Below are 23,851 nucleotides of genomic sequence, written 5' to 3' on the forward strand. Positions count from 1 at the left end.
CGCTGCCCCCGCCGCGCCGGCCGCCGCCGGGTCCGGCGCCGCTGCCGCTTCCGGTGCCGCCGCATCGGGCGCCGCGCCGGCGAGTGCTGCCGCCGCGTCGAGCGCGCAATAACAGGGAGCCTGTTTCATGGCAAAGTTTTTTATCGATCGCCCGATCTTCGCGTGGGTGATCGCCATCATCCTGATGCTGGCCGGGGTTGCGGCGATCTTCACGCTGCCGATCTCGCAGTATCCGACGATCGCGCCGCCATCGATCCAGATCACCGCGAACTATCCGGGCGCTTCCGCGAAGACGGTGGAAGACACGGTGACGCAGGTGATCGAGCAGCAGATGAGCGGTCTCGACAACTTCCTGTACATGTCGTCGACGAGTGACGACTCGGGCAACGCAACGATCACGCTGACCTTCGCGCCGGGCACCAACGCCGACATCGCGCAGGTTCAGGTGCAGAACAAGCTGTCGCTCGCGACGCCGGTTCTGCCGCAGGTCGTGCAGCAGCTCGGTCTGTCGGTCACGAAGTCGAGCAGCAGCTTCCTGCTGGTGCTCGCCTTCAACTCCGAAGACGGCAGCATGAACAAGTACGACCTCGCGAACTTCGTGGCGTCGCACGTAAAGGACCCGATCAGCCGGCTGAACGGCGTCGGTACCGTCACGCTGTTCGGCTCGCAGTACGCGATGCGGATCTGGCTCGACCCGAACCGCCTGACCAACTACGGCCTCACGCCGGTCGACGTCAGCTCGGCGATCACCGCGCAGAACGTGCAGATCGCGGGCGGCCAGATCGGCGGCACGCCGGCCACGCCGGGCACCGTGCTGCAGGCGACGATCACCGAATCGACGCTGCTGCAGACGCCCGAGCAGTTCGGCAACATCCTGCTGAAGGTCAACCAGGACGGCTCGCAGGTTCGCCTGAAGGACGTCGCGCAGATCGGCCTCGGCGGCGAAAACTACAACTTCGACACGAAGTACAACGGTCAGCCGACCGCGGCACTCGGTATCCAGCTCGCGACCAACGCGAACGCGCTCGCGACCGCGAAGGCCGTGCGCGCGAAGATCGACGAGCTCGCACCGTTCTTCCCGCACGGCCTCGTCGTGAAGTATCCGTACGACACGACGCCGTTCGTGAAGCTGTCGATCGAGGAAGTGGTCAAGACGCTGCTCGAAGGTATCGTGCTCGTGTTCCTCGTGATGTATCTGTTCCTGCAGAACCTGCGGGCGACGATCATCCCGACGATCGCGGTGCCGGTCGTGCTGCTCGGTACGTTCGCGATCATGTCGATGGTCGGCTTCTCGATCAACACGCTGTCGATGTTCGGCCTCGTGCTCGCGATCGGCCTGCTGGTCGACGATGCGATCGTGGTGGTCGAGAACGTCGAGCGCGTGATGGCGGAAGAGGGGCTGTCGCCGAAGGAGGCGACCCGCAAGGCGATGGGCCAGATCACCGGCGCGCTCGTCGGCGTGGCGCTCGTGCTGTCGGCGGTGTTCGTGCCGGTGGCGTTCTCCGGCGGCTCGGTCGGTGCGATCTATCGTCAGTTCTCGCTGACGATCGTGTCGGCGATGGTGCTGTCGGTGCTGGTCGCGTTGATTCTGACGCCGGCCCTGTGCGCGACGATCCTCAAGCCGATCCCGCAAGGGCATCACGAGGAGAAGAAGGGCTTCTTCGGCTGGTTCAACCGCACGTTCAACAACAGCCGCGACAAGTACCACGTCGGCGTGCACCACGTGATCAAGCGCTCGGGCCGCTGGCTCATCATCTATCTGGTCGTGATCGTCGCGGTCGGGCTGCTGTTCGTGCGCCTGCCGAAGTCGTTCCTGCCCGATGAAGACCAGGGCCTGATGTTCGTGATCGTGCAGACGCCGTCGGGTTCGACGCAGGAAACGACCGCGAAGACGCTCGCGAACATTTCCGACTACCTGCTGAAGGACGAGAAGGAAATCGTCGAATCGGCGTTCACGGTCAACGGCTTCAGCTTCGCGGGTCGCGGCCAGAACTCGGGTCTCGTGTTCGTCCGCCTGAAGGACTACTCGCAGCGTCAGCATGCGAACCAGAAGGTGCAGGCGCTGATCGGGCGGATGTTCGGGCGTTACGGGAGCTACAAGGACGCGCTCGTGATCCCGTTCAACCCGCCGTCGATTCCCGAGCTCGGTACGGCCGCCGGCTTCGACTTCGAGCTGACGGACAACGCCGGTCTCGGCCACGACGCGCTGATGGCCGCACGTAACCAGCTGCTCGGGATGGCATCGAAGGACCCGACGCTGCAGGGTGTGCGTCCGAACGGCCTGAACGATACGCCGCAGTACAAGGTGAACATCGACCGCGAGAAGGCGAATGCGCTCGGCGTGACGGCGGATGCGATCGACCAGACGTTCTCGATCGCATGGGCGTCGAAGTACGTGAACAACTTCCTCGACACCGACGGCCGGATCAAGAAGGTGTACGTGCAGGCCGATGCGCCATTCCGGATGACGCCGGAAGACATGAACATCTGGTACGTGCGCAACGGGTCGGGCGGGATGGTGCCGTTCAGCGCGTTCGCGACCGGTCACTGGACGTACGGTTCGCCGAAGCTCGAGCGCTACAACGGTGTGTCGGCGATGGAAATCCAGGGTCAGGCCGCACCGGGCAAGTCGACCGGTCAGGCGATGGCCGCGATGGAAACGCTCGCGAAGAAGCTGCCGGTCGGTATCGGCTACTCGTGGACGGGCCTGTCGTTCCAGGAAATCCAGTCCGGTTCGCAGGCGCCGATCCTGTACGCGATTTCGATCCTCGTCGTGTTCCTGTGTCTCGCGGCACTGTATGAAAGCTGGTCGATTCCGTTCTCGGTGATCATGGTCGTGCCGCTCGGCGTGATCGGTGCGCTGCTCGCGGCCACGATGCGCGGCCTCGAGAACGACGTGTTCTTCCAGGTCGGCCTGCTGACCACCGTGGGCTTGTCCGCGAAGAACGCGATCCTGATCGTCGAGTTCGCACGCGAACTGCAGCAGACGGAGAAGATGGGGCCGATCGAGGCCGCGCTGGAAGCGGCGCGCCTGCGGCTGCGTCCGATCCTGATGACGTCGCTCGCGTTCATTCTCGGCGTGATGCCGCTCGCGATCAGCAACGGCGCGGGTTCGGCCAGCCAGCACGCGATCGGTACGGGCGTGATCGGCGGGATGATCACGGCGACGTTCCTCGCGATCTTCATGATCCCGATGTTCTTCGTGAAGATCCGTGCGATCTTCAGCGGCGAGAAGGAAGACGTCGACGAGGCGCTGCGCCTGGCTCAGGAGCACTCGCACCACGAAGAGAAGCCGGGCAACGGCGACGAAGGCAACAAGGGACAGTGATGATGCAAAAACACGCTTTGACTGCAATCGCAGTCGCGCTCTTTGCCACGGGCTGCACGATGGCGCCGCATTACAAGCGGCCCGACGCACCCGTCGCGCAGGCGTACCCGGCCGGCGGCGTCTACGCGACGCAGCCGGGCGCGGCCGGCGCGCGCAGCGCGAACGGCCAGGCGGCGACTGCCATCGGCTGGCGCGAGTTCTTCGTCGATCCGCGCCTGCAGCGGCTGATCGAGATCGCGCTGAAGAACAACCGCGACCTGCGCGTGTCGGTGCTGAACATCGAGGCGGCGCGCGCGCAGTACCAGATCACGCGTGCGGGGCTGTTCCCGACGCTCGATGGTACGGGCACGGGCAGCATCCAGCGTTTCCCGGCCGGTGTATCGCAGACGGGCCAGCCGCTGATTTCGCGCACCTACAACGTCGGACTGTCGGCGTCGTGGGAGCTCGACCTGTTCGGCCGCGTGCAGAGCCTGAAGGATCAGGCGCTCGCGCAATACCTGTCGACCGCATACGCACGGCAGGCGTCGGAGATCTCGCTGGTGTCACAGGTGGCCGATCAATACCTGACGCTGCTGTCGACCGATGACCTGCTGAAGGTCACGGAGGACACGCTGAAGACCGCGCAGGCGTCTTACGACCTGACCAAGCTGCAGTTCGACAACGGTACGGGCTCGGAGCTCGAGCTGCGTCAGGCGCAGACGGTCGTCGAGACGGCGCTCGCGAACCAGCAGGCGCAGGCCCGTGCCCGCGCGCAAGCGCTGAACGCGCTGGTGCTGCTGATCGGCGAGCCGCTGCCGGACGACCTGCCGGCGGGCATGCCGCTCGACGCGCAGAACCTGCTGACGGACGTGCCGGCCGGGTTGCCGTCGGACTTGCTCACGCGTCGTCCTGACGTGATGCAGGCCGAGCAGACGCTGCTGGCCGCGAACGCGAACATCGGCGCGGCGCGCGCGGCGTTCTTCCCGAAGATCTCGCTGACGGGCGCGTTCGGCACCGCGAGCCCGACGCTAGGCGGCCTGTTCAAGGCCGGTACCGCGGCATGGTCGTTCGCGCCGAGCATCGCGCTGCCGATCTTCGAGGGCGGGCAGAACATCGCGAACCTCGATCTCGCGCACGTGCAGAAGCGCATCGAAATTGCGAACTACGAGAAGGCGATCCAGTCGGCATTCCGCGAAGTGTCGGACGGCCTCGCCGCACGCGGCACGTACGACCAGCAGATCGCGGCGCTGGAGCGCAACGAGCACGCGCAGCAACGTCGCTTCGACCTGTCGGACCTGCGTTACAAGAACGGCGTCGACAGCTACCTGTCGGTGCTGACCGCGCAGACGGATCTGTACTCGGCACAGCAGTCGCTGATCAGCGCGCGTCTGGCACGCTGGACGAACCTGGTCGACCTGTACCGCGCGCTCGGCGGCGGCTGGATCCAGCACGCCGGCGAAGCGCCGCGTGCGCCGGATGCACCGGTCGACTACGACAAGGCGGCGGCTCCTGCGCCCGCGTCGGCAACGGCGACGAACGGGTAAGTGCAAAGAAGGGCAGGCGCGGTTTACCGCGCTTGCACGTCGAACCGGCTGTATGCGGAAACGAGAGCGCCACGGACGCAAGTTCGTGGCGTTTTCTTTTGCGCTGTTGGATCGTGGAGGAAATCAAGCAAAACGCCACGGCATGCCGTGGCGTTTTTCGTTACCGCTGCGCGCCGTCGTCCGGCGCGGCGCGATCAGTGGTGCACGTCGGCGGGCCGCCCATCGAAATCGTGCCCCGCGCGCCGAATCTCGCAGCGCGCATCCTTTTCGCCTTTCACGCCGTTGAACACGATGTTCAGGATCACGGCCGTGGCCGATGCCAGCAGGATGCCGCTGTGCAGGATCGGTGCGAGCGCGGGCGGCAGCTTCGAGAAGAAGTGCGGCGACACGACCGGCACGAGACCCATGCCGACGCTCACCGCAACGATGAACAGGTTGTGCGAGTTCTGCACGAAGTCGACCTTCGACAGTACCTTGATGCCGTTCGCGGCGACCATCCCGAACATCACGATGCCTGCGCCGCCGAGCACGAACGGCGGCACCGAGGCAACGACCTGCGCCATCTTCGGGAACAGGCCCAGCAGCACGAGGATCACGCCGCCCGTCGCGCACACGAAGCGGCTCTTCACACCCGTCACGCCGATCAGGCCGACGTTCTGCGAGAACGACGTATGCGGGAACGAGTTGAAGATGCCGCCGATCAGCGTGCCGAGGCCGTCGACGCGCAGGCCGCGCACGAGGCGCTCCTGGTTGACCGGGCGATCGACCATGTCGCCCACCGCGAGGAACATGCCGGTCGATTCGATGAACGTGACGAACATCACCGTGACCATCGTCACGATCGACAGCGGGTCGAAGTGCGGCAGACCGAAGTGGAACGGCATCACGAAACCGACCCACGGCGCATGAGCGACGCCGTCGGTGTTCACGCGGCCGAGCGCGAAGGCGATCACGAAGCCGGCGACGATGCCGAGCAGCACCGAGATGTTCGCGATGAAACCGCGGCCGAACTTGTTGATCAGCAGGATCAGCGTGAGCACGAGCAGCGACAGGCCGAGATAGACGGGGCTGCCGTACTCGGGGTTGCCGACGCCGCCGGCTGCCCAGTTGATGCCCACTTCCATCAGCGACAGCCCGATCACGGCGATCACCGTGCCGACGACCACGGGCGGGAAGAACCGCAGCAGCTTGCCGATCATCGGCGCGAGCACGATGCCGATGATGCCGGCCGCGATGGTCGAACCGAAGATGTCGAGAATGCCGAGGCCGGGGTTCGTGCCGATCGCGATCATCGGGCCGACGGCCGCGAACGTGCAGCCCATGATCACGGGCAGGCGGATGCCGAAGATCCACAGGCCGAGCGTCTGGATCAGCGTGGCGATGCCGCACGAAAACAGATCGGCGCTGATCAGGAACGCGATCTGGTCTTTCGGCAGCTTGAGCGCGGCGCCGACGATAAGCGGCACGGCGACGGCGCCGGCGTACATGACGAGGACGTGTTGCAGGCCAAGCGTTACCAGCTTGCCGGTCGGCAGCACCTCATCGCACGGATGGACCGTGTTCGATTGCATCTGTCTCACTCCATGATCTTGTTTTCGGGGTGATACGAAGTTATTCGGAATGAATCCATGCAACAAGAGCACTGGGTTCTATTCCGTTCTTTGCTGGTTCGATATGCCATTTCGGTATGGAACAGGGGGACGATCATCGGGAAACTGCCGCGGGAGTGAGGTTCACCGGTTTTATAGCGCTTCAAAATAGCGCCGGCCCCCATGTCAAATATGGCGCGCTTTATGGTGTGTATCGGGTGCGCCGCATAGTGGCAAAAAGCGGTGTGTGGAAATCGCGCCGGGTTAACCCGCGAACGGCCGCTTTTGCGTGCAAGGTGCAGCCCGGTGGAACGCGGCGATCCGACCGCACTTTCGATGCGTCGAGGCGGCGGCAAAAACCGGGGCGCCCATCGCGATCCCGTTATCATCGACATCCGTTCACACGAATCTCCTTCACGTCATGCGCCTGCTCGGAATCGACCTCGGCACCGGCTCCGTCAAACTCGTCACGCTCGATGCCGACGGCGTCGAGCGCGCGGTCGCGAGCGAACCTTATGCGTTGTCGTCGCCGCGGCCGGGCCGGGCGGAAATCGCCCCCGACACGTGGTGGCAGGCGCTGGTCCGCGCGGCCGCGCGACTGCCGGCCGACGAGCGCGCGCAGGTCGCGGCGATCGGTTTTTCGGGCCAGATGCATGGCGTCGTGCTGATCGACGCGGCCGGCCAGCCGGTGCGGCTCGCGCTGCTGTGGCCGGACACGCGCGCGGTGCGCGAGGTGGACGCGGCTGACTGGGCCGCCGCCGGATCGTCCGTCCCACCGAATCCCGTCGCGCCCGGCATGGCGGGCCCGCTGTTGCGCTGGCTGGCCACGCACGAACCCGACGCGCTGCGCGTCGCGCGCTGGGCCGTGCAGCCGAAGGACTGGCTGCGCATCGCACTGGGCGGCGACGTCGCGGCCGATCCGAGCGACGCGTGCGCAACCGCGCTCGCGACGCCCGACGGTGCGTGGGACAACGCATTGATCGACTCGCTCGGCTTGCCGACCGACCGCTTCGCGCCGGTGCGTGCGTCCACCGCGCGCTGCGGCGTGCTCGGTGCGCAGGCCGCGGCCGCGCTCGGCCTGCCGGCCGGCGTGCCGCTTGCGACGGGCGCGGCCGATACCGCGTGCGCGGCGCTCGGCAGCGGGCTGGCCGTCGCAGGCGACGCGCTGCTGACGACCGGCAGCGGTGGGCAGATCGTCGTGCTCGCGGATACGTTGCCGCCCGCGCGGCGCGGCTTGCATCGCTATCGTGCGGCAACCGGCGGCGGCTATTACACGATGGCGGCGATGCAGAACGTCGGGCTCGCGCTCGAAGCTGTGCGCGGCTGGCTCGGCTACGCGCGATGGGCCGATGCGTATGACGAAGCGTTCGCGCAGCCGGCGTCCGAACGGCTGTGCTTCCTGCCGTACCTGACCGGCGAGCGTTCGCCGTGGATGAACCCCGATGCGCGCGGTGGCTGGCTCGGCCTCGGGCTCGGCGACACGCGCGGCGCGATGATGCGCGCCGCGTTCGAAGGCGTCGCGTTCGCGTTGCGCGCGGGGCTCGATGCGATCCGCGACGCCGATCGCGGCGACACGGTGACGACGCTGCGTCTCGCGGGCGGCGGCTCCGTCGATCCGCGCTGGCGCCAGTTGCTCGCCGACGCGCTCGGCGCGTCGCTGCACGCGATCGATTGCCCGAACGCCGCGACGCGCGGCGCCGCGCTGCTCGCGGGCGTCGCGATCGGGCATTGGCGTGAAGATGCGTTGCGCGCGCTGGCGCCGGGCGCGTCGCCGGTCGCGGCCCCGCACGACGATCGCCAACTGGCTGCTCGCCACGCGCGCTTCGTCGATCTGTACGCACGCACGGATGCATGGTTCACGACGGGCGTTTAAACTCGAACACTTGTTCTTTTGCGCCAGCGATGACGCATCCTGGCAAGCCGGCGACCGTTTCCCGCACGCGATGCGCGACGGGAGCGGCCATCATGGCGAGCACGAGATTCTTGCGCCGTGCCACGCGGCACGGCTTCGACCGCTTTGCACGAAACCCCGGCCGGCGCCGCACGCCGGCCCGGGCCGATCTCACCGACACACAGGAGTGACACGATGAAAACGAAAGCCGCGATTGCATGGAAGGCGGGTGCGCCGCTGACGATCGAGGAAGTCGATCTCGAAGGGCCGCGCGCCGGCGAAGTGCTGATCGAAGTGAAGGCGACGGGCATCTGCCACACCGACTACTACACGCTGTCGGGCGCCGATCCGGAAGGGATCTTCCCGGCGATCCTCGGCCATGAAGGCGCGGGCGTGGTGGTCGACGTCGGCCCCGGCGTCGGCACCGTGCGCAAGGGCGACCACGTGATTCCGCTCTACACGCCCGAATGCCGCGAGTGCAAGTTCTGCCTGTCGCGCAAGACCAACCTGTGCCAGAAGATCCGCGCGACGCAGGGCAAGGGCCTGATGCCGGACGCGACGTCGCGCTTCTCGCTCGACGGCAAGCCGCTGTTCCACTACATGGGCACGTCGACGTTCTCGAACTACATCGTCGTGCCGGAGATCGCGGTCGCGAAGGTGCGCGAGGACGCGCCGTTCGACAAGATCTGCTACATCGGCTGCGGCGTGACGACGGGCGTCGGCGCGGTCGTGTACTCGGCGAAGGTCGAGGCCGGTGCGAACGTGGTCGTGTTCGGCCTCGGCGGGATCGGCCTGAACGTGATCCAGGGCGCGAAGATGGTCGGCGCGGACAAGATCATCGGCGTCGACATCAACCCGAAGCGCGTCGAGCTCGCGAAGAAGTTCGGGATGACGCACTTCATCAACCCGAACGAAGTCGAGAACGTCGTCGACCACATCGTGCAGCTGACCGACGGCGGCGCCGACTATTCGTTCGAATGCGTCGGCAACGTGAAGCTGATGCGCCAGGCGCTCGAATGCACGCACAAGGGCTGGGGCCAGTCGTTCATCATCGGCGTGGCGGCGGCGGGCGAGGAAATCAGCACGCGTCCGTTCCAGCTGGTGACGGGCCGCGAGTGGAAGGGCTCGGCGTTCGGCGGCGCGCGTGGGCGCACCGACGTGCCGAAGATCGTCGACTGGTACATGGAAGGCAAGATCAACATCGACGACCTGATCACGCACACGCTGCCGCTCGAGCGGATCAACGAAGGCTTCGACCTGATGAAGGCCGGCGAGTCGATCCGCTCGGTCGTGCTGTACTGACCGGGAGCGCACCGCCATGCTCGAACTCGTTTCCTCGCATGCGTGCCACGGCGGCGAGCAGCGTTTCTACCGTCACGATTCGGCGGCCATCGGCCTGCCGATGAAGTTTTCGGTGTATCTGCCGCCGCAGGCCGCGCACGGGCGCGTGCCTGCGCTGTTCTATCTCGCCGGGCTCACGTGCACCGACGAGACGTTCGCGATCAAGGCCGGCGCGCAGCAATACGCGGCGCAGCACGGCATCGCGCTCGTGATGCCCGACACGAGCCCGCGCGGCGCGGGCGTGCCGGGCGAGACCGATGCGTGGGACTTCGGCGTGGGTGCGGGTTTCTACGTCGATGCGACCGAAGCGCCGTGGTCGACGCATTACCGGATGGAGTCGTACGTGACGGGCGAGCTGCGCGAGCTCGTCACGGCCGAGCTACCGATCGACGGCGCGCGGCTCGGCATCTTCGGCCACTCGATGGGCGGGCACGGTGCGCTGACGCTCGCGTTGCGTCATCCGGGCCTGTACCGGTCGGTGTCGGCGTTCGCGCCGATCGCCGCGCCGACGCGCTGCCCGTGGGGCGAGAAGGCGTTCTCCGGCTATCTCGGCGCCGATCGCGAGACGTGGAAGGCGCACGACGCGAGCGAGCTGGTCGCGCGCGCCGATGCGCCGAAGTTCGCGGACGGCATCCTCGTCGATCAGGGGCTGGCCGACCAGTTCCTCGCGAACCAGCTGAACCCGGACGTATTCGAAGCCGCGTGCGCGAAGGCCGGCCAGCCGCTGACGCTGCGCCGTCATCCGGGCTACGACCACGGCTACTACTTCATCTCGACGTTCATCGCCGATCACCTCGCGCATCATGCGCGCGTGCTGGCGCGGTGAGCCGGAACCGACACACGTCGTGCATATGGCGCGCCGCGACGTAGTCGCGGGCGCATGAAAAAACGCCGGCGCTGCCCTCGGGCACGCCGGCGTTTGCATTGACATCGGGCAGCGATGCGCCGGGCCGCGATCAGTTGCGTCGCAACAGGCTTGCGCCATACACGAGTGCCGACAACGCCGTAATCCAGAAGCTCGTCGGCCAGTCGGTGTGATACGCGAGCACGATGCCGACCCACGCTTCGAACAGCGCGAACAGCGCGGCGAGCAGCACGCCCGTCGACAGTCGCGTCGACACGTTCTGCGCGGCCGCGGCCGGCCCCACCAGCAGTGTGAACACGAGCAGCACGCCGACGATCTGCGTGGCAGCGGCCACCGCGAGCGCGCACACCGCGAGGAACAGCATCGACACCGTGCGCAGCGACACGCCCTTGGCTTCGGCCAGTTCGGGCTGCAGCGACGCGAACAGCAGCGGCCGCGCGATCAGCGCGAGCGCGGCGAGGCTCACCGCGCCGATGCCCGCGAGCACCGCGAGCGTGTCGTGGCTGACCGCGAGCACGTTGCCGAACAGCAAGGCGGTGACCTGCGTCGCGAACGACGTGTAGAAGTGCAGGAACAACAGGCCGAAGCCGAGTGCACCCGACAGGATCACGCCGATCGCGACGTCGCGGCCCGCGAGCTTTTCGCCGAGCGCGCCCATCCCGATCCCGGCCACGAGCGTGAAGCCGACCATCCCCCAGATCGGCGAGATGCCGAGCAGCACCGCGCCCGTCGCGCCGGTGAAGCCGACGTGCGACAGCGCGTGACCGGCGAAGGTCTGCCCGCGCAGCACCAGGAAATAGCCGACGATGCCCGCGAGCACCGCGACGATCCCCGACGCCGCGAAGGCGTTGATCATGAAGTCGTATTCAAACATCGTGCGAATGCCCGGGATGAGCGTGTCCGTGGTGATGATGGCCGTGGCCGCCGCCCCCGCCGTGCGAATGGCCGTCGTCGTCCTCGTGTTCGTGATCGTGCTTCTCGACTTCGACGTCGCCCGACATCACGAAGATCTTGCCGTTCACGCGCATCACGTCGATCGGCGAGCCGTAGAGGCGCGACAGCACGGGCTTCGTGATCACCTCGTCGACGGTGCCGAGCGCCGCGACGCCGTTGCCGAGATACAGCACGCGGTCGAGCGCGTTCAGCAGCGGGTTCAGTTCGTGCGCGGAGAACAGCACGGTGATGCCGAGCTCGCGCTGCACGTTGCGCACGAGTTCGACGACGCCGCGCTGGTGGTTCGGGTCGAGGCTGATCAGCGGCTCGTCGAGCAGCAGCAGCTTTGGATTGCCGAGCAGGCATTGCGCGAGCAGCAGGCGCTGCCGTTCGCCGCCCGACAGTTCGGACAGCGGCCGGCGCGCGAGCGACGGGCCGCCGACGAGGTCGAGCACGCGATCGACGTCGCGGCGCGTGGCCGCGTTCGTGTGCGGCAGGCCCCACCGGTGGCCGTCGGCGGCCATTGCGACGAAGTCGTAACCGCGCATCCGGCGGTTCGCGAGGCCGCTCCTGATCTGCGGCATGTAGCCGATCGATGCGTTGCCGCGCGCGACCGGCACACCGCCGACCGACAGCGTGCCGGCCGACACGGGGACGAGGCCGAGCACCGCGCGCATCAGCGTCGTCTTGCCCGCGCCGTTCGGCCCGAGCACGCCGACGAATTCGCCGGGCCCGATCGAGAAGCTGACGTCGCGCAGGATCGTGCGGCCGCCCAGTTCGAGCGTGACTCGATCGAGTGCGAGTGCGTGGGGAGTGGCGGTCATGGGGTTACGGTGGTGTGTTACTTGCCGGCGGAAAGCGCGTTGCCGAGCGCGTCGAGCTGGCCGCCCATCCATTGCTGGAAGGTCTTGCCGGCCGGCTGCGTCTCGGTGACGCTGACGGTCGGCACGCCGCCGTCTCGCGCGATCTTCAGCATGCGCTTGGTCATCGGCTCCTCGGCCTGGCTGTTGTAGATCAGCACGCGCACCTGCTTCTTGCGCAGGTCGCCCTCGAACGCGGCGACGTCCTGCGCGCTGGCTTCGGTGTCGTTCATCGTCGCGAGCTGGAAGCGCTGGTTGCGCATGTCGAGGCCGATCGCGTCCGACATATAGCCGAACACGGGCTCGGTGGCCGTCACGGGCACGCCCTTGTACTTCGCGCGCAGTGCGGCGATCTTGTCGTCGACGGGCTTCAGCGATGCGACGAACTTCTGCAGGTTCGCATCGTATTCGGCCTTGTTCGCCGGGTCGGCGCGGCCCAGCTCGGCCGCGATCGCGCGTGCGGCCGCCGGCATCGTCGCCGGGTCGTACCACAGGTGCGGGTTGTCGCCGGCCTTCTTGCCGACGAGATCGGCGACGACGATCGTCGCGCGCTTCGCCTGTTTCGACGCGCCGAGCAGCTTGCCCATCCACGGATCGTAGTCGGCGCCGTTGTAGATCACGACCTGCGCGTGCTGGAGCGCGCGGGCCGTCTTCGGGCTCGCTTCGAACAGGTGCGGGTCCTGATCGGGATTGCTGAGGATGCTGGTGACCGCGACGTGGCGGCCGCCGATCTGCGACGCGACGTCGCCGTAGAAATTCTCCGCGGCGACGACGTTGACGGTCGCGGCCTGCGCGACCACCGGTGCGGCGAACGACAGCGCGGCGACGGCGGCGGCCAGCCAGCGGACAGGCGACAGGGCGCGCCGCGGCGCGCGCTTCAGGGCAATGGACATGGAACTCCTCGTTGAAAGGGCGGCGCGTACGCCGCGCGATTCGGCGTCAGCGCTGCGCGGGCTTGCGCTTGCAGTGCCCGCACAGGCCGCTCAGCTCGACGACCTGGTGGTGGACTTCGAAACCGTGCGCGGGCTCGCTCGCGGACAACTGCTTCGCGAGGTCGCCGCCGGGAATCTCGACGGTGTCGCCGCACGAATCGCAGATCAGGAACTGGCCTTCGTGCGGCACGCCGATCTCGCAGCAGGCGAAGAACGCGTTCTTCGATTCGATCCGGTGGATGAAGCCGTGCTCGACGAGGAAATCCAGCGCGCGATAGACGGTCGTCGGCGGCACGCGGCCGCGCTGCGGTTCGAGTTCGGCAAGCAGGTCGTACGCGCCGATCGGGCGCTGTGCGGCCAGCACGCGTTCGTAGACCTGGCGGCGCAGCGGCGTCCACGCGAGCCCGTGCTCGGCGGCGAATGCGTCGGCCCGGGACAGCCGGGCGTCAATGGACGATGAGGTAGCCATGGCGTGAAGCAGGGCGATGAAACAAAGTACGGCGATGATATAACGTATCGTCGCGTCGTGCAGCGCGAATTCCGTTTTCCGCAGCGTTCCGTCCCCTTTCTCCTCGATACCACCGCGCCGCACCGTGCGTCTTGCGCCTTGCCGCGCGGGCACGGCGGGGCGTCGTCGTGCGCCGCCGTGCCGCAGCGCGTCATAGAAAGCCGTCACGTCGTCTTGACAGCGCGCATCGCGTATCCGATCATTCGATCACTAACAGAGCAATTGATCGGTAGATGAGCGTTCGCTCACCTCGACCGTCGTGCAACAGAACGAACCGGAGACAGCCAGTGAGACTGGAAGACAAGGTCGCGATCCTGACGGGCGCCGCAAGCGGCATCGGCGAGGCGGTCGCGCAACGCTATCTGGGCGAGGGCGCGCGCTGCGTGCTCGTCGACGTGAAGCCGGCAGGCGGCTCGCTCGCGCGGCTGATCGAGGCCAACCCGGGCCGCGCGGTGGCCGTCACGGCCGACGTCACGCGTCGCGACGACATCACACGGATCGTCGCCACGGCGGTCGAGCGCTTCGGCGGCGTCGACATCCTGTTCAACAACGCGGCGCTGTTCGACATGCGCCCGCTCCTCGATGAATCCTGGGACGTGTTCGACCGGCTGTTCTCGGTCAACGTGAAAGGGCTGTTCTTCCTGATGCAGGCGGTTGCGCAACGGATGGTCGAGCAGGGGCGCGGCGGCAAGATCATCAACATGTCGTCGCAGGCCGGCCGTCGCGGCGAGGCGCTCGTTTCGCACTACTGCGCGACCAAGGCCGCGGTGATCAGCTATACGCAGTCGGCCGCGCTCGCGCTCGCGCCGCACCGGATCAACGTGAACGGCATCGCGCCGGGCGTCGTCGACACGCCGATGTGGGAGCAGGTCGATGCGCTGTTCGCGCGCTACGAGAACCGGCCGCTCGGCGAGAAGAAGCGGCTCGTCGGTGAAGCCGTGCCGCTCGGCCGCATGGGCGTGCCGGGCGACCTGACGGGCGCCGCGCTGTTCCTCGCGTCGGCCGATGCCGACTACATCACCGCCCAGACGTTGAACGTCGATGGCGGCAACTGGATGAGCTGACGTGGCGCCGCTCGCACGCGCCCTCCGCCGGCCGGCCCGCGACGCAGCGGCCGCCGTCGCACGAGGAGGGCTCGCCTGATGGCCGAGATCGTCGTCGCCGGCGAACTGCTGGCCGAATTCGTCGCCGCCGAGCGCGGCCAGGGTTTCGATACGCCAGGCCTGTTCGAAGGACCGTTCCCGAGCGGCGCGCCGGCGATCTTCGCCGATCAGGCCGCGCGGCTCGGTGCGCGCGTCGCGTATGCGGGCTGCGTCGGCCGCGACGCGTTTGGCGATGCGATCGTCGCGCGGCTCGCCCGGGACGGCGTCGACGTCGCGCGCATTCGTCGCGTCGCCCGCCCGACCGGCACCGCGTTCGTCGCGTATCGCGACGACGGCTCGCGCAGTTTCGTGTTCACGTTGTCGACCAGTGCCGCGGCGTGCGTGGATGCGTCCGACGTCGACACCGCGATGTTCGACGGCTGCCGCTACTTTCACGTGATGGGCTCGTCGCTGACGAGCGAATCGGCGATCGCGGCCGTGCAGCGCGGCGTGATCGAGGCCGCGCGCGCCGGCGCCAAGGTGTCGTTCGATCCGAACGTGCGGCCCGAGATGCTGAGTTTCCGCCCGATGCGCGCGGCGCTCGACGAGATGCTCGCCGCGTGCCACCTGTTCCTGCCGAGCGAAGCCGACCTGCCGTTCTTCTGCGGCCCGCAGCCGGCCGAGCGCGCGATCGCGGGCCTGCTCGCGACGCATCCGCTGCTCGAGCGCGTCGTGCTCAAACGCGGCGCGCAAGGCAGCGTCGCGTTCGATCGCGCGCACCGCGCCGAAGCGTCGGCGTTCCCGGTCGACGAAGTCGATCCGACCGGCGCCGGCGACTGCTTCGGCGGCACGCTGGTCGCGAGCCTCGTCGCGGGCGTGGCCGTCGACGTCGCATTGCGCCGTGCGAACGCGGCCGGCGCGATCGCGGTCACGCGGCGCGGCCCGATGGAAGGCAACAGCAGCGCGGCCGAGATCGACCGCTTCCTGACCGAACGGGGGATCGTATGTCCGGCCTGACGACCGTTGCCGAACGCCCGCGCACCGCGCACGCGGACACCGTGCTGCGGATGATTTTCGACGCGAACCGCGCGGGCGCGCAGCGCGGCATCTATTCGATCTGCAGTGCGCACCGGCTGGTGCTGGAGGCCGCGTGCGAAGCCGCGCGCGCGGACGGTTCGCCGCTCTTGATCGAGGCGACCTGCAATCAGGTCAACCATCTCGGCGGCTATACGGGCATGACGCCGGCCGATTTTCGTCGCGACGTCGATGCGATTGCCGCGCGCTGCGGGCTCGCGCCGTCGGCGCTCGTGCTCGGCGGCGACCATCTCGGCCCGAATCCGTGGCGGCACCGTCGCGCGGACGACGCGATGCGGGAAGCCGCTGCGATGGTCGCCGCGTATGTCGAAGCCGGTTTCGAAAAGATCCACCTCGATGCGAGCATGGCGTGCGCGGACGATCCGGCACGGCTCGACGATCGCACGATCGCCGCGCGCGCGGCCGAGCTGTGCCGTGTCGCGGAAGACGCGGCGGCGCGCGTCGGGATCGCGCCCGTCTACGTGATCGGCACCGAGGTGCCGACGCCGGGCGGCGAGGTGAGCGGCGCCGCGAGTGACGATGCGATCGCGCAGATCGCCGTCACGCGCAGCGACAGCATCGCGGCGACGCTCGACGCGCACCGCCGCGCGTTCTCGGCGGCCGGGCTCGACGACGCGTGGACGCGCGTCGTCGCGATCGTCGCGCAGCCGGGCGTCGACTTCGACGATCGTCACGTGCTCGATTACGACAGCGCCAAGGCCGCGTCACTGGGCGCGAGTATCCTGCAGACACCGCGCCTCGTGTTCGAGGCGCATTCGACCGATTACCAGACGGAAGCCGCGCTCGCCGCGCTCGTGCGCGACCACTTCGCGGTGCTGAAGGTCGGCCCCGCGCTGACGTTCGCGCTGCGCGAGGCGCTGTTCGCGCTGACGTTCATCGAGGACGCGCTGATCGACGACGTCGCGCAGCGCTCGCGGTTGCGCGACGTCGTCGATGCGGCGATGCGCGCGCAGCCCGAACACTGGGCGCCGTACTACCGCGGCGACGAGACCGCGCAGCGGCTCGCGCGCCAGTTCAGCTACAGCGACCGCATCCGCTATTACTGGCTGCAGCCGGCCGTCGCGGCCGCGGTCGAGCAGCTGTTCGGCAACCTCGCGCGGCAGCCGGTGCCGGAGACGCTCGTCGCGCAGTGGCTGCCGGACGTCTACGCGGCGTGCCGCGCGGGCGGTCTCGCGAAGGAACCGCGCGCATGGGTGCGCCACCGGATACGCGACGTGATCGCGCACTATGCGCGCGCGTGCGGGATGCAGCGGCCGGCATGACGGGCCGCGAAGGAAACGACGCAACACCGATGCAAGACCGACGACATTTCGAACAATCACAGGAGACATGCCATGCAACGAAAGATGCTCGACGCCGCCGCACGCTGTTTCGCCGGAGCCGCGCTCGCGACGGCCGCCTGCGCGGCATCCGCCGGCACGCTGACGATCGCGACGCTGAACAACCCCGACATGATCGAGCTGAAGAAGCTGTCGCCCGCGTTCGAGAAGGCGAACCCCGACATCAAGCTGAACTGGGTGATCCTCGAGGAGAACGTGCTGCGCCAGCGCGCGACGACCGACATCACGACCGGCAGCGGCCAGTTCGACGTGATGGCGATCGGCACCTATGAAACGCCGCAGTGGGGCAAGCGCGGCTGGCTCGCGCCGATCACGGGGCTGCCGGCCGACTACGACCTGAACGACATCGTGAAGACCGCGCGCGACAGCCTGTCGTACAACGGCCAGCTCTACGCGCTGCCGTTCTACGTCGAAAGCTCGATGACGTTCTACCGCAAGGACCTGTTCGCGGCGAAGGGGCTGAAGATGCCCGACCAGCCGACCTACGACCAGATCGCCGAATTCGCGGACAAGCTGACCGACAAGTCGAAGGGCACCTACGGGATCTGCCTGCGCGGCAAGGCCGGTTGGGGCGAGAACATGGCATACGTGTCGACGGTCGTGAACACGTTCGGCGGGCGCTGGTTCGACGAGAACTGGAACGCGCAGCTCACGTCGCCCGAGTGGAAGAAGGCGATCAATTTCTACGTGAACCTGCTGAAGAAGAACGGCCCGCCCGGAGCGAGCTCGAACGGCTTCAACGAGAACCTGACGCTGACCGCGTCCGGCAAGTGCGCGATGTGGATCGACGCGACGGTCGCGGCCGGGATGCTCTACAACAAGCAGCAGTCGCAGGTAGCCGACAAGATCGGCTTCGCGGCCGCGCCGGTCGCCGCCACGCCGAAGGGCTCGCACTGGCTGTGGGCGTGGGCGCTGGCCGTGCCGAAGACGTCGAAGCAGCAGGACGCCGCGCGCAAGTTCATCGCGTGGGCGACGTCGAAGCAGTACATCGAGATGGTCGGCAAGGACGAAGGCTGGGCGTCGGTGCCGCCGGGCACGCGTACGTCGACGTATCAGCGCGCCGAGTACAAGGCCGCCGCGCCGTTCTCGGACTTCGTGCTGAAGGCGATCGAGACGGCCGACCCGAACGATCCGTCGCTGAAGAAGGTGCCGTACACGGGCGTGCAGTACGTCGGGATTCCTGAATTCCAGTCGTTCGGCACGGTGGTCGGCCAGTCGATCGCGGGTGCGGTCGCGGGCCAGATGTCGGTCGACCAGGCGCTCGCCGCCGGACAGGCCGCGGCCGACCGCGCAGTGCGGCAGGCCGGCTACAAGAAGTAACGCGCAAGCCGTCGCGCGGCCCGCATCGTGCGCCTTGGTGCACGGCGCGGGCCGGCTAGGCTGACAGGCGGGCAGGCCGTTCGCGCCCGCGCATCAACCGGAGGGACTCCGATCATGCGTCACCTGCGTCTTCCCCTGAGTCACGCTCACGCGCCGTCGGTCGGCGACGCGTCGTCGCCGCCCGGCGCGCCGCGCCGTGCGCGCGGCGGCGCGAGCTGGCTCGTGTCGCCGTCCGTCGCGGTGCTGCTGCTGTGGATGTCGATTCCGCTCGCGATGACGATCTGGTATTCGTTCTCGCGCTACAACCTGTTGAATCCGGACGTGAAGGGCTTCGCCGGGTTCGACAACTACCGCTTCCTCGCGACCGATCCGTCGTTCCTGCCCGCGATCTGGCACACGCTGGTGCTGATCGGCGCGGTGCTCGCGATCACCGTGATCGGCGGCGTGCTGATGGCCGTGCTGTTCGACCGCAAGTTCTACGGGCAGGGCGTCGCGCGCCTGCTCGCGATCGCGCCGTTCTTCGTGATGCCGACCGTCTCCGCGCTGATCTGGAAGAACATGATCCTGCATCCGGTGTACGGGCTCGTCGCGAACGCGATGCGCGCGCTCGGGATGACGCCGATCGACTGGTTCGCCGATTACCCGTTGACCGCCGTGATCATCATCGTCGCGTGGCAGTGGCTGCCGTTCGCGTTCCTGATCCTGTTCACCGCGATCCAGTCGCTCGACCAGGAGCAGAAGGAGGCCGCGCGCATCGACGGCGCCGGCCCGATCGCGATGTTCTTCTACATCACGCTGCCGCACCTGAAGCGCGCGATCGCCGTGGTCGTGATGATGGAGACGATCTTCCTGCTGTCGATCTTCGCGGAAATCTATACGACGACCGGCGGCGGCCCCGGCGACGCGACGACCAACCTGTCGTACCTGATCTATGCGCTCGGCCTGCAGCAGTTCGACGTCGGCCTCGCATCCGCGGGCGGCATCATCGCCGTCGTGGTCGCGAACGTCGTGTCGTTCTTCCTGGTGCGGATGCTCGCGCGCAACCTGAAGGGGGAGTACGAAAAATGAGCGACCTGACCTTGGCAGGCCGGCGCACGCCGGCCGTGTTCGACCTCGTGCGGCGCGCGCTGCCCGGCACGCTTGCGTGGCTGATCGCGCTCCTGCTGTTCTTCCCGATCTTCTGGATGGCGATCACCGCGTTCAAGACCGAGCAGCAGGCGTACGCGTCGTCGCTGTTCTTCATGCCGACGCTGGACAGCTTCCGCGAGGTGTTCGCGCGCAGCAACTACTTCGGGTTCGCGTGGAATTCGATCCTGATCTCGGCCGGCGTCACGGTGATCTCGCTGCTGTTCGCGGTGCCGGCCGCGTACGCGATGGCGTTCTTCCCGAACCACCGCACGCAGAAGGTGCTGCTGTGGATGCTGTCGACCAAGATGATGCCGTCGGTCGGCGTGCTGGTGCCGATCTACCTGCTGTGGAAGAACGCGGGGTTGCTCGATACGGTGTCGGGGCTCGTGATCGTTTATACGCTGATCAACCTGCCGATCGCGGTGTGGATGACCTTCACGTACTTCAACGAAATCCCGAAGGACATCCTGGAAGCCGGGCGCATCGACGGCGCGTCGACGTGGCAGGAGATCGTCTACCTGCTGATGCCGATGGCGCTGCCGGGGCTTGCGTCCACCGCGCTGCTGCTCGTGATCCTGTCGTGGAACGAGGCGTTCTGGAGCATCAACCTGTCGAGCTCGAACGCGGCGCCGCTGACCGTGTTCATCGCGTCGTACTCGAGCCCCGAAGGGCTGTTCTGGGCGAAGCTGTCCGCGGCTTCCCTGCTCGCGGTCGCGCCGATCCTGATCGTCGGCTGGCTGTCGCAGAAGCAGCTCGTGCGCGGGCTCACGTTCGGGGCGGTTAAATGAGCGGTGCAAGCAAAGGTGCGGCCGGGCATGGCGTCAACGTGCTGATCTGCGATTGCGACGGCGTGCTGATCGACAGCGAGGCCGTGGCCGCCGACGTGATCGTGCGCGAACTCGATGCGCGCTGGCCGGGCGTCGATGCGCGGCCGGCCGTGATGCCGCTGCTCGGGCTGCGCATCGAGCGCGTGCTGGCCGGCGCGAGTGACGCGGTCGGCCGCACGCTGTCGGCCGACGACGTCGATGCGATCCGCCGCGCGGTCGAGGCGGCGGCCGTCAACGCGCCGATGGTCGACGGCATCGATGCGGCGCTGGCCGCGATCGACCTGACGACGGCCTGCGCGAGCAACAGCTATCGCGCGTACGTCGAAGCGGCGCTCGCGCGCACCGGCCTCGCGCGCTTTTTCGGCGACCGGCTGTTCTGCGCGGATTCGGTCGCGCGGCCGAAGCCGGCGCCCGACGTGTATCTGGCAGCCGCACGCGCGCTCGGCGTGGTGCCCGCGCAATGCCTGGTCGTCGAGGACAGCGTGACCGGCATCACCGCGGCGGCCGCGGCCGGCATGACCGTGCTCGGCTTCGTCGGCGGCGGGCACGCGTCGGCGGCGCAGATCGACGCGTTGCGCGGCATCGGCGCGCGGCACGTATTCGACGACATGCACGAGCTGCCCGGCTACGTCGCGCGCTGGCAGGCGACGGGCGCGGTGCTGCCGAACTAGCAATCAGGAACGAAGGCGCGCCGCTTTCAACGCGGCGCATCACGAACGAACGGAGACAGATCATGGCAAGCGTGCTCCTGCGCAACATCGCGAAGCGCTACGACGACACCGAAGTGCTGCGCAACGTGAACCTCGACATCGCCGACGGCGAATTCGTCGTGTTCGTCGGCCCGAGCGGCTGCGGCAAATCCACGCTGATGCGGATGATCGCCGGCCTGGAAGACATTTCGAACGGCGACCTGCTGATCGACGGCGCGAAGGTCAACGACGTGCCGAGCGCGAAGCGCGGCATCGCGATGGTGTTCCAGTCGTATGCGCTGTACCCGCACATGACGCTGTACGACAACATGGCGTTCGGCCTGAAGCTCGCCGGCGCGAAGAAGCCCGAGATCGACCAGGCCGTGAAGCAGGCCGCGAAGATCCTGCACATCGATCACCTGCTGGACCGCAAGCCGAAGCAGCTGTCGGGCGGCCAGCGGCAGCGCGTCGCGATCGGCCGCGCGATCACGAGGAAGCCGAAGGTGTTCCTGTTCGACGAACCGCTGTCGAACCTCGACGCCGCGCTGCGCGTGAAGATGCGGCTCGAGTTCGCGCGGCTGCACGACGAGCTGAAGACGACGATGATCTACGTGACGCACGACCAGGTCGAGGCGATGACGCTCGCCGACAAGATCGTCGTGCTGTCGGGCGGCGCGGTGCAGCAGGTCGGCACGCCGAACGCGCTGTATCACGCGCCCGCGAACCAGTTCGTCGCGGGCTTCATCGGTTCGCCGAAGATGAACTTCCTGAAGGGCACGGTCGAATCGGCCGATGCGGGCGGCGTGCTCGTGCGCTTCGACAGCGGCGAGACGCAGCGGGTCGCGGTCGATGCGGCGGGGCTGCAGCGCGGCGCCGCGGTGACCGTCGGCGTGCGGCCCGAGCATCTGCTGGTCGATGCGTCGGCGGCAGGCGTCGCCGCGCGGACGATGGCCGTCGAGTCGCTCGGCGACGCCGCGTACCTGTATGCGGAGTCGGCCGTCGCGCCGGACGGGCTGATCGCGCGGATTCCGCCGCTCGACACGTACCGCACCGGCGAGGCGCTGCGCGTGCATGCGCAGGCCGAGCACTGCCACCTGTTCGACGAGCACGGGCAGGCGCTGCGGCGGCTCAGCGCGCACGCGAAGGCGGCTTGACGGCCGCGCGCCGGTTACAGCCGCAAATGCTCGGCCATGTAGTCGACGAACGCGCGCAGCTTGGGCAGCGGATGGCGGCCCGACGGCCATAGCACGTAGAACGGCGTGCGGCTTGCGACGTGATCGTCGAGCACTGCGCGCAGCCTGCCGTCGGCGAGCGTGTCGCGCACGAAGAACTCGGGCAGGCACGCGATGCCGAGCCCGCGCAGCGCGAAGCACAGGCGCGTCTCGGCGTTGTTGCTGACCATCGAGACGGGTACCTCCGGCGGCGTGCCGGCGCGCGGCGCGCGCAGCGGCCAGATCTCGAGCTTGCCGCTGCTCGGGAATCGGTAATGCAGGCAGCGGTGCTGCGCGAGGTCGGCCGGCGTGCGCGGCGTGCCGTGCCGTTCGAGATAGTCGGGCGACGCGACCAGGTGCTGGCGGAAGTGGCCGAGCAGCCGCGACGACAGCCGGGAATCGGTCGGATGGCCGGTGCGCAGTACCACGTCGAAGCCTTCGTCGATCACGTCGACGATCCGGTCGCTGAAATCGATGTCGAGCTCGATCTCCGGATACGCGGCCATGAAATCGGCGAGCACCGGCAGCAGCAACGTGCCGATCGTCGGCAGGCTCACGCGCAGCCGCCCGCGCGGCGCCTCGACGCTCTGCGTCAGTTCCCGCTCGGCCGCGTCGATTTCGGCGATCACGCGCCGGCATCGTTCGAGAAAGCGCGCGCCTTCGGCCGTCAGCGTGATGCTGCGCGTGCTGCGGTGAAAGAGCCGCACGTTCAGGCGTGCCTCGAGCCGCGCGATGCGCTTGCCGATCGCCGACGCCGACAGTCCGAGCGCTCGGCCGGCCGCGACGAAGCTGCGCGTTTCCGCGACCTGGACGAACACGACGAAGCCGCCAAGATTTTCCATGCAGGTTCCCGATTGCGGACACCCATGTCCGGAGTGTCCGGAACTCTAACCCGATTTTTCTTCTCGTGCCGGCTCCCTACGATGGGCGTTCCTTCACTGTTCGAGGTCACGCCATGTCATCACTGCCTGTCACCGCCCGCCGCGCCGAACCGGATGCCGCGCTGCGCGCCCGGCTCGATGCCGTGCTCGACCGCGCATTGGCCGATGCGCGCGTGGTCGGCGCGGTCGTGCTGGTCGCGCGCGACGGCGAATTGCGTTATGCACGCGCGGTCGGGCTGGCCGATCGCGAAGCCGGCACGCCGATGCGCGAGGGCACGCTGTTCCGGCTCGCGTCGGTATCCAAGCCGATCGTGACGGCCGCCGCGATGCGGCTGGTCGCGGCATCGAAGATCGGGCTCGACGAGCCGGTCGCGCGCTGGCTGCCCGCGTTCACGCCGACGCTCGCGGACGGCACGCCGGCGATGCGCCGCACGTTCTCGGCGAGCGACAGGCTCGCGCGATCCATCCCGTCGGACACGCCCGCTCGCGCATACGGGCCGTCGGCGTC

Annotated in this window: 21 protein-coding genes; 15 read left to right on the top strand and 6 right to left on the bottom strand. The window is 68.0% G+C overall.

Annotated features, from left to right (window positions below):
• Positions 1–127: 127 nt before the first annotated feature.
• Positions 128–3,328, top strand: a complete 3,201-nt coding sequence (bpeB, locus tag H3O04_RS19670) for an efflux RND transporter permease BpeB (protein WP_006482626.1) — start codon at positions 128–130, stop codon at positions 3,326–3,328.
• Complete coding sequence (locus H3O04_RS19675) at positions 3,328–4,851, top strand: efflux transporter outer membrane subunit (RefSeq protein ID WP_108725749.1); 1,524 nt, start codon at positions 3,328–3,330, stop codon at positions 4,849–4,851. Before bpeB ends, H3O04_RS19675 begins: the two co-directional genes overlap by 1 nt.
• Before the next feature lie 194 nt (positions 4,852–5,045).
• Here the strand turns inward: H3O04_RS19675 and H3O04_RS19680 are convergent, their stop codons facing one another.
• Positions 5,046–6,422, bottom strand: coding sequence for a nucleobase:cation symporter-2 family protein (locus tag H3O04_RS19680; protein WP_027805314.1), 1,377 nt, complete (start codon positions 6,420–6,422; stop codon positions 5,046–5,048).
• Between the two features lie 439 nt (positions 6,423–6,861).
• Between H3O04_RS19680 and H3O04_RS19685 the strand changes: the two genes are divergently transcribed.
• The 3 genes from H3O04_RS19685 to fghA all read left to right on the top strand — a co-directional run bounded on the left by H3O04_RS19685 (position 6,862) and on the right by fghA (position 10,498).
• On the top strand, positions 6,862–8,313 hold the full coding sequence (locus tag H3O04_RS19685; protein ID WP_202588294.1) for a xylulokinase: 1,452 nt from the start codon (positions 6,862–6,864) through the stop codon (positions 8,311–8,313).
• A 213-nt stretch (positions 8,314–8,526) separates the two neighbouring features.
• A complete protein-coding gene (locus tag H3O04_RS19690; protein WP_006483756.1) occupies positions 8,527–9,633 on the top strand; it encodes an S-(hydroxymethyl)glutathione dehydrogenase/class III alcohol dehydrogenase in 1,107 nt (368 codons plus the stop codon).
• A 16-nt stretch (positions 9,634–9,649) separates the two neighbouring features.
• Positions 9,650–10,498, top strand: coding sequence for an S-formylglutathione hydrolase (gene fghA / locus H3O04_RS19695; RefSeq protein ID WP_124549616.1), 849 nt, complete (start codon positions 9,650–9,652; stop codon positions 10,496–10,498).
• Positions 10,499–10,628: 130 nt separating this feature from the next.
• On the opposite strand, the gene H3O04_RS19700 is transcribed toward fghA, so the two are convergent.
• Genes H3O04_RS19700 through H3O04_RS19715 form a run of 4 tightly spaced genes read right to left on the bottom strand, consistent with a single transcriptional unit; the run spans position 10,629 to position 13,731 of the window.
• Positions 10,629–11,411, bottom strand: coding sequence for a metal ABC transporter permease (locus H3O04_RS19700; RefSeq protein WP_006477966.1), 783 nt, complete (start codon positions 11,409–11,411; stop codon positions 10,629–10,631).
• Positions 11,404–12,294 carry an ABC transporter ATP-binding protein gene (locus H3O04_RS19705; protein WP_202588295.1) on the bottom strand — a complete coding sequence of 297 codons (891 nt, stop codon included), beginning with the start codon at positions 12,292–12,294 and terminating at the stop codon, positions 11,404–11,406. The genes H3O04_RS19700 and H3O04_RS19705 overlap by 8 nt, the downstream gene beginning before the upstream one ends.
• Positions 12,295–12,311: 17 nt before the next feature.
• Positions 12,312–13,223 (bottom strand): metal ABC transporter solute-binding protein, encoded by a 912-nt coding sequence (locus H3O04_RS19710; protein ID WP_012329131.1) that lies wholly within the window; start codon positions 13,221–13,223, stop codon positions 12,312–12,314.
• A 46-nt stretch (positions 13,224–13,269) separates the two neighbouring features.
• Complete coding sequence (locus tag H3O04_RS19715) at positions 13,270–13,731, bottom strand: Fur family transcriptional regulator (protein WP_011546084.1); 462 nt, start codon at positions 13,729–13,731, stop codon at positions 13,270–13,272.
• Between the two features lie 3 nt (positions 13,732–13,734).
• Between H3O04_RS19715 and H3O04_RS19720 the strand changes: the two genes are divergently transcribed.
• The 9 genes from H3O04_RS19720 (at position 13,735) to H3O04_RS19760 (ending at position 22,405) form a co-directional block, all read left to right on the top strand.
• Entirely contained in the window at positions 13,735–14,007 is a 273-nt protein-coding gene (locus H3O04_RS19720) for a hypothetical protein (protein ID WP_202588296.1), read from the top strand.
• Positions 14,008–14,057: 50 nt separating this feature from the next.
• Positions 14,058–14,834, top strand: coding sequence for an L-iditol 2-dehydrogenase (locus H3O04_RS19725; RefSeq protein ID WP_202588297.1), 777 nt, complete (start codon positions 14,058–14,060; stop codon positions 14,832–14,834).
• Positions 14,835–14,912: 78 nt separating this feature from the next.
• Positions 14,913–15,869 carry a sugar kinase gene (locus tag H3O04_RS19730; protein ID WP_124477375.1) on the top strand — a complete coding sequence of 319 codons (957 nt, stop codon included), beginning with the start codon at positions 14,913–14,915 and terminating at the stop codon, positions 15,867–15,869.
• The gene (locus tag H3O04_RS19735) at positions 15,857–17,209 is read left to right on the top strand and encodes a D-tagatose-bisphosphate aldolase, class II, non-catalytic subunit (RefSeq protein WP_202588298.1); all 1,353 of its coding nucleotides are present in this window, start codon (positions 15,857–15,859) and stop codon (positions 17,207–17,209) included. The genes H3O04_RS19730 and H3O04_RS19735 overlap by 13 nt, the downstream gene beginning before the upstream one ends.
• Positions 17,210–17,281: 72 nt before the next feature.
• Entirely contained in the window at positions 17,282–18,607 is a 1,326-nt protein-coding gene (locus H3O04_RS19740; RefSeq protein ID WP_006477974.1) for an ABC transporter substrate-binding protein, read from the top strand.
• Between the two features lie 114 nt (positions 18,608–18,721).
• Positions 18,722–19,675: a carbohydrate ABC transporter permease gene (locus H3O04_RS19745; RefSeq protein WP_011546081.1), complete on the top strand. Its 954-nt coding sequence runs from the start codon at positions 18,722–18,724 to the stop codon at positions 19,673–19,675.
• Positions 19,672–20,523 carry a carbohydrate ABC transporter permease gene (locus H3O04_RS19750; protein WP_006477976.1) on the top strand — a complete coding sequence of 284 codons (852 nt, stop codon included), beginning with the start codon at positions 19,672–19,674 and terminating at the stop codon, positions 20,521–20,523. Before H3O04_RS19745 ends, H3O04_RS19750 begins: the two co-directional genes overlap by 4 nt.
• Complete coding sequence (locus H3O04_RS19755) at positions 20,520–21,233, top strand: HAD family hydrolase (protein WP_006477977.1); 714 nt, start codon at positions 20,520–20,522, stop codon at positions 21,231–21,233. Before H3O04_RS19750 ends, H3O04_RS19755 begins: the two co-directional genes overlap by 4 nt.
• Positions 21,234–21,295: 62 nt before the next feature.
• On the top strand, positions 21,296–22,405 hold the full coding sequence (locus H3O04_RS19760) for an ABC transporter ATP-binding protein (protein WP_012329125.1): 1,110 nt from the start codon (positions 21,296–21,298) through the stop codon (positions 22,403–22,405).
• A gap of 14 nt (positions 22,406–22,419) precedes the next feature.
• On the opposite strand, the gene H3O04_RS19765 is transcribed toward H3O04_RS19760, so the two are convergent.
• Positions 22,420–23,304, bottom strand: coding sequence for a LysR family transcriptional regulator (locus H3O04_RS19765; protein ID WP_006484673.1), 885 nt, complete (start codon positions 23,302–23,304; stop codon positions 22,420–22,422).
• A gap of 113 nt (positions 23,305–23,417) precedes the next feature.
• On the opposite strand from H3O04_RS19765, the gene H3O04_RS19770 reads away from it, so the two are divergent.
• Positions 23,418–23,851 (top strand): serine hydrolase domain-containing protein (locus H3O04_RS19770; RefSeq protein ID WP_237666361.1); only part of this gene is annotated, 434 nt, incomplete at its 3' end.

Origin of the sequence: Burkholderia sp. KCJ3K979 (assembly GCF_016759955.1) — a bacterium.
Lineage (GTDB): Bacteria > Pseudomonadota > Gammaproteobacteria > Burkholderiales > Burkholderiaceae > Burkholderia > Burkholderia orbicola.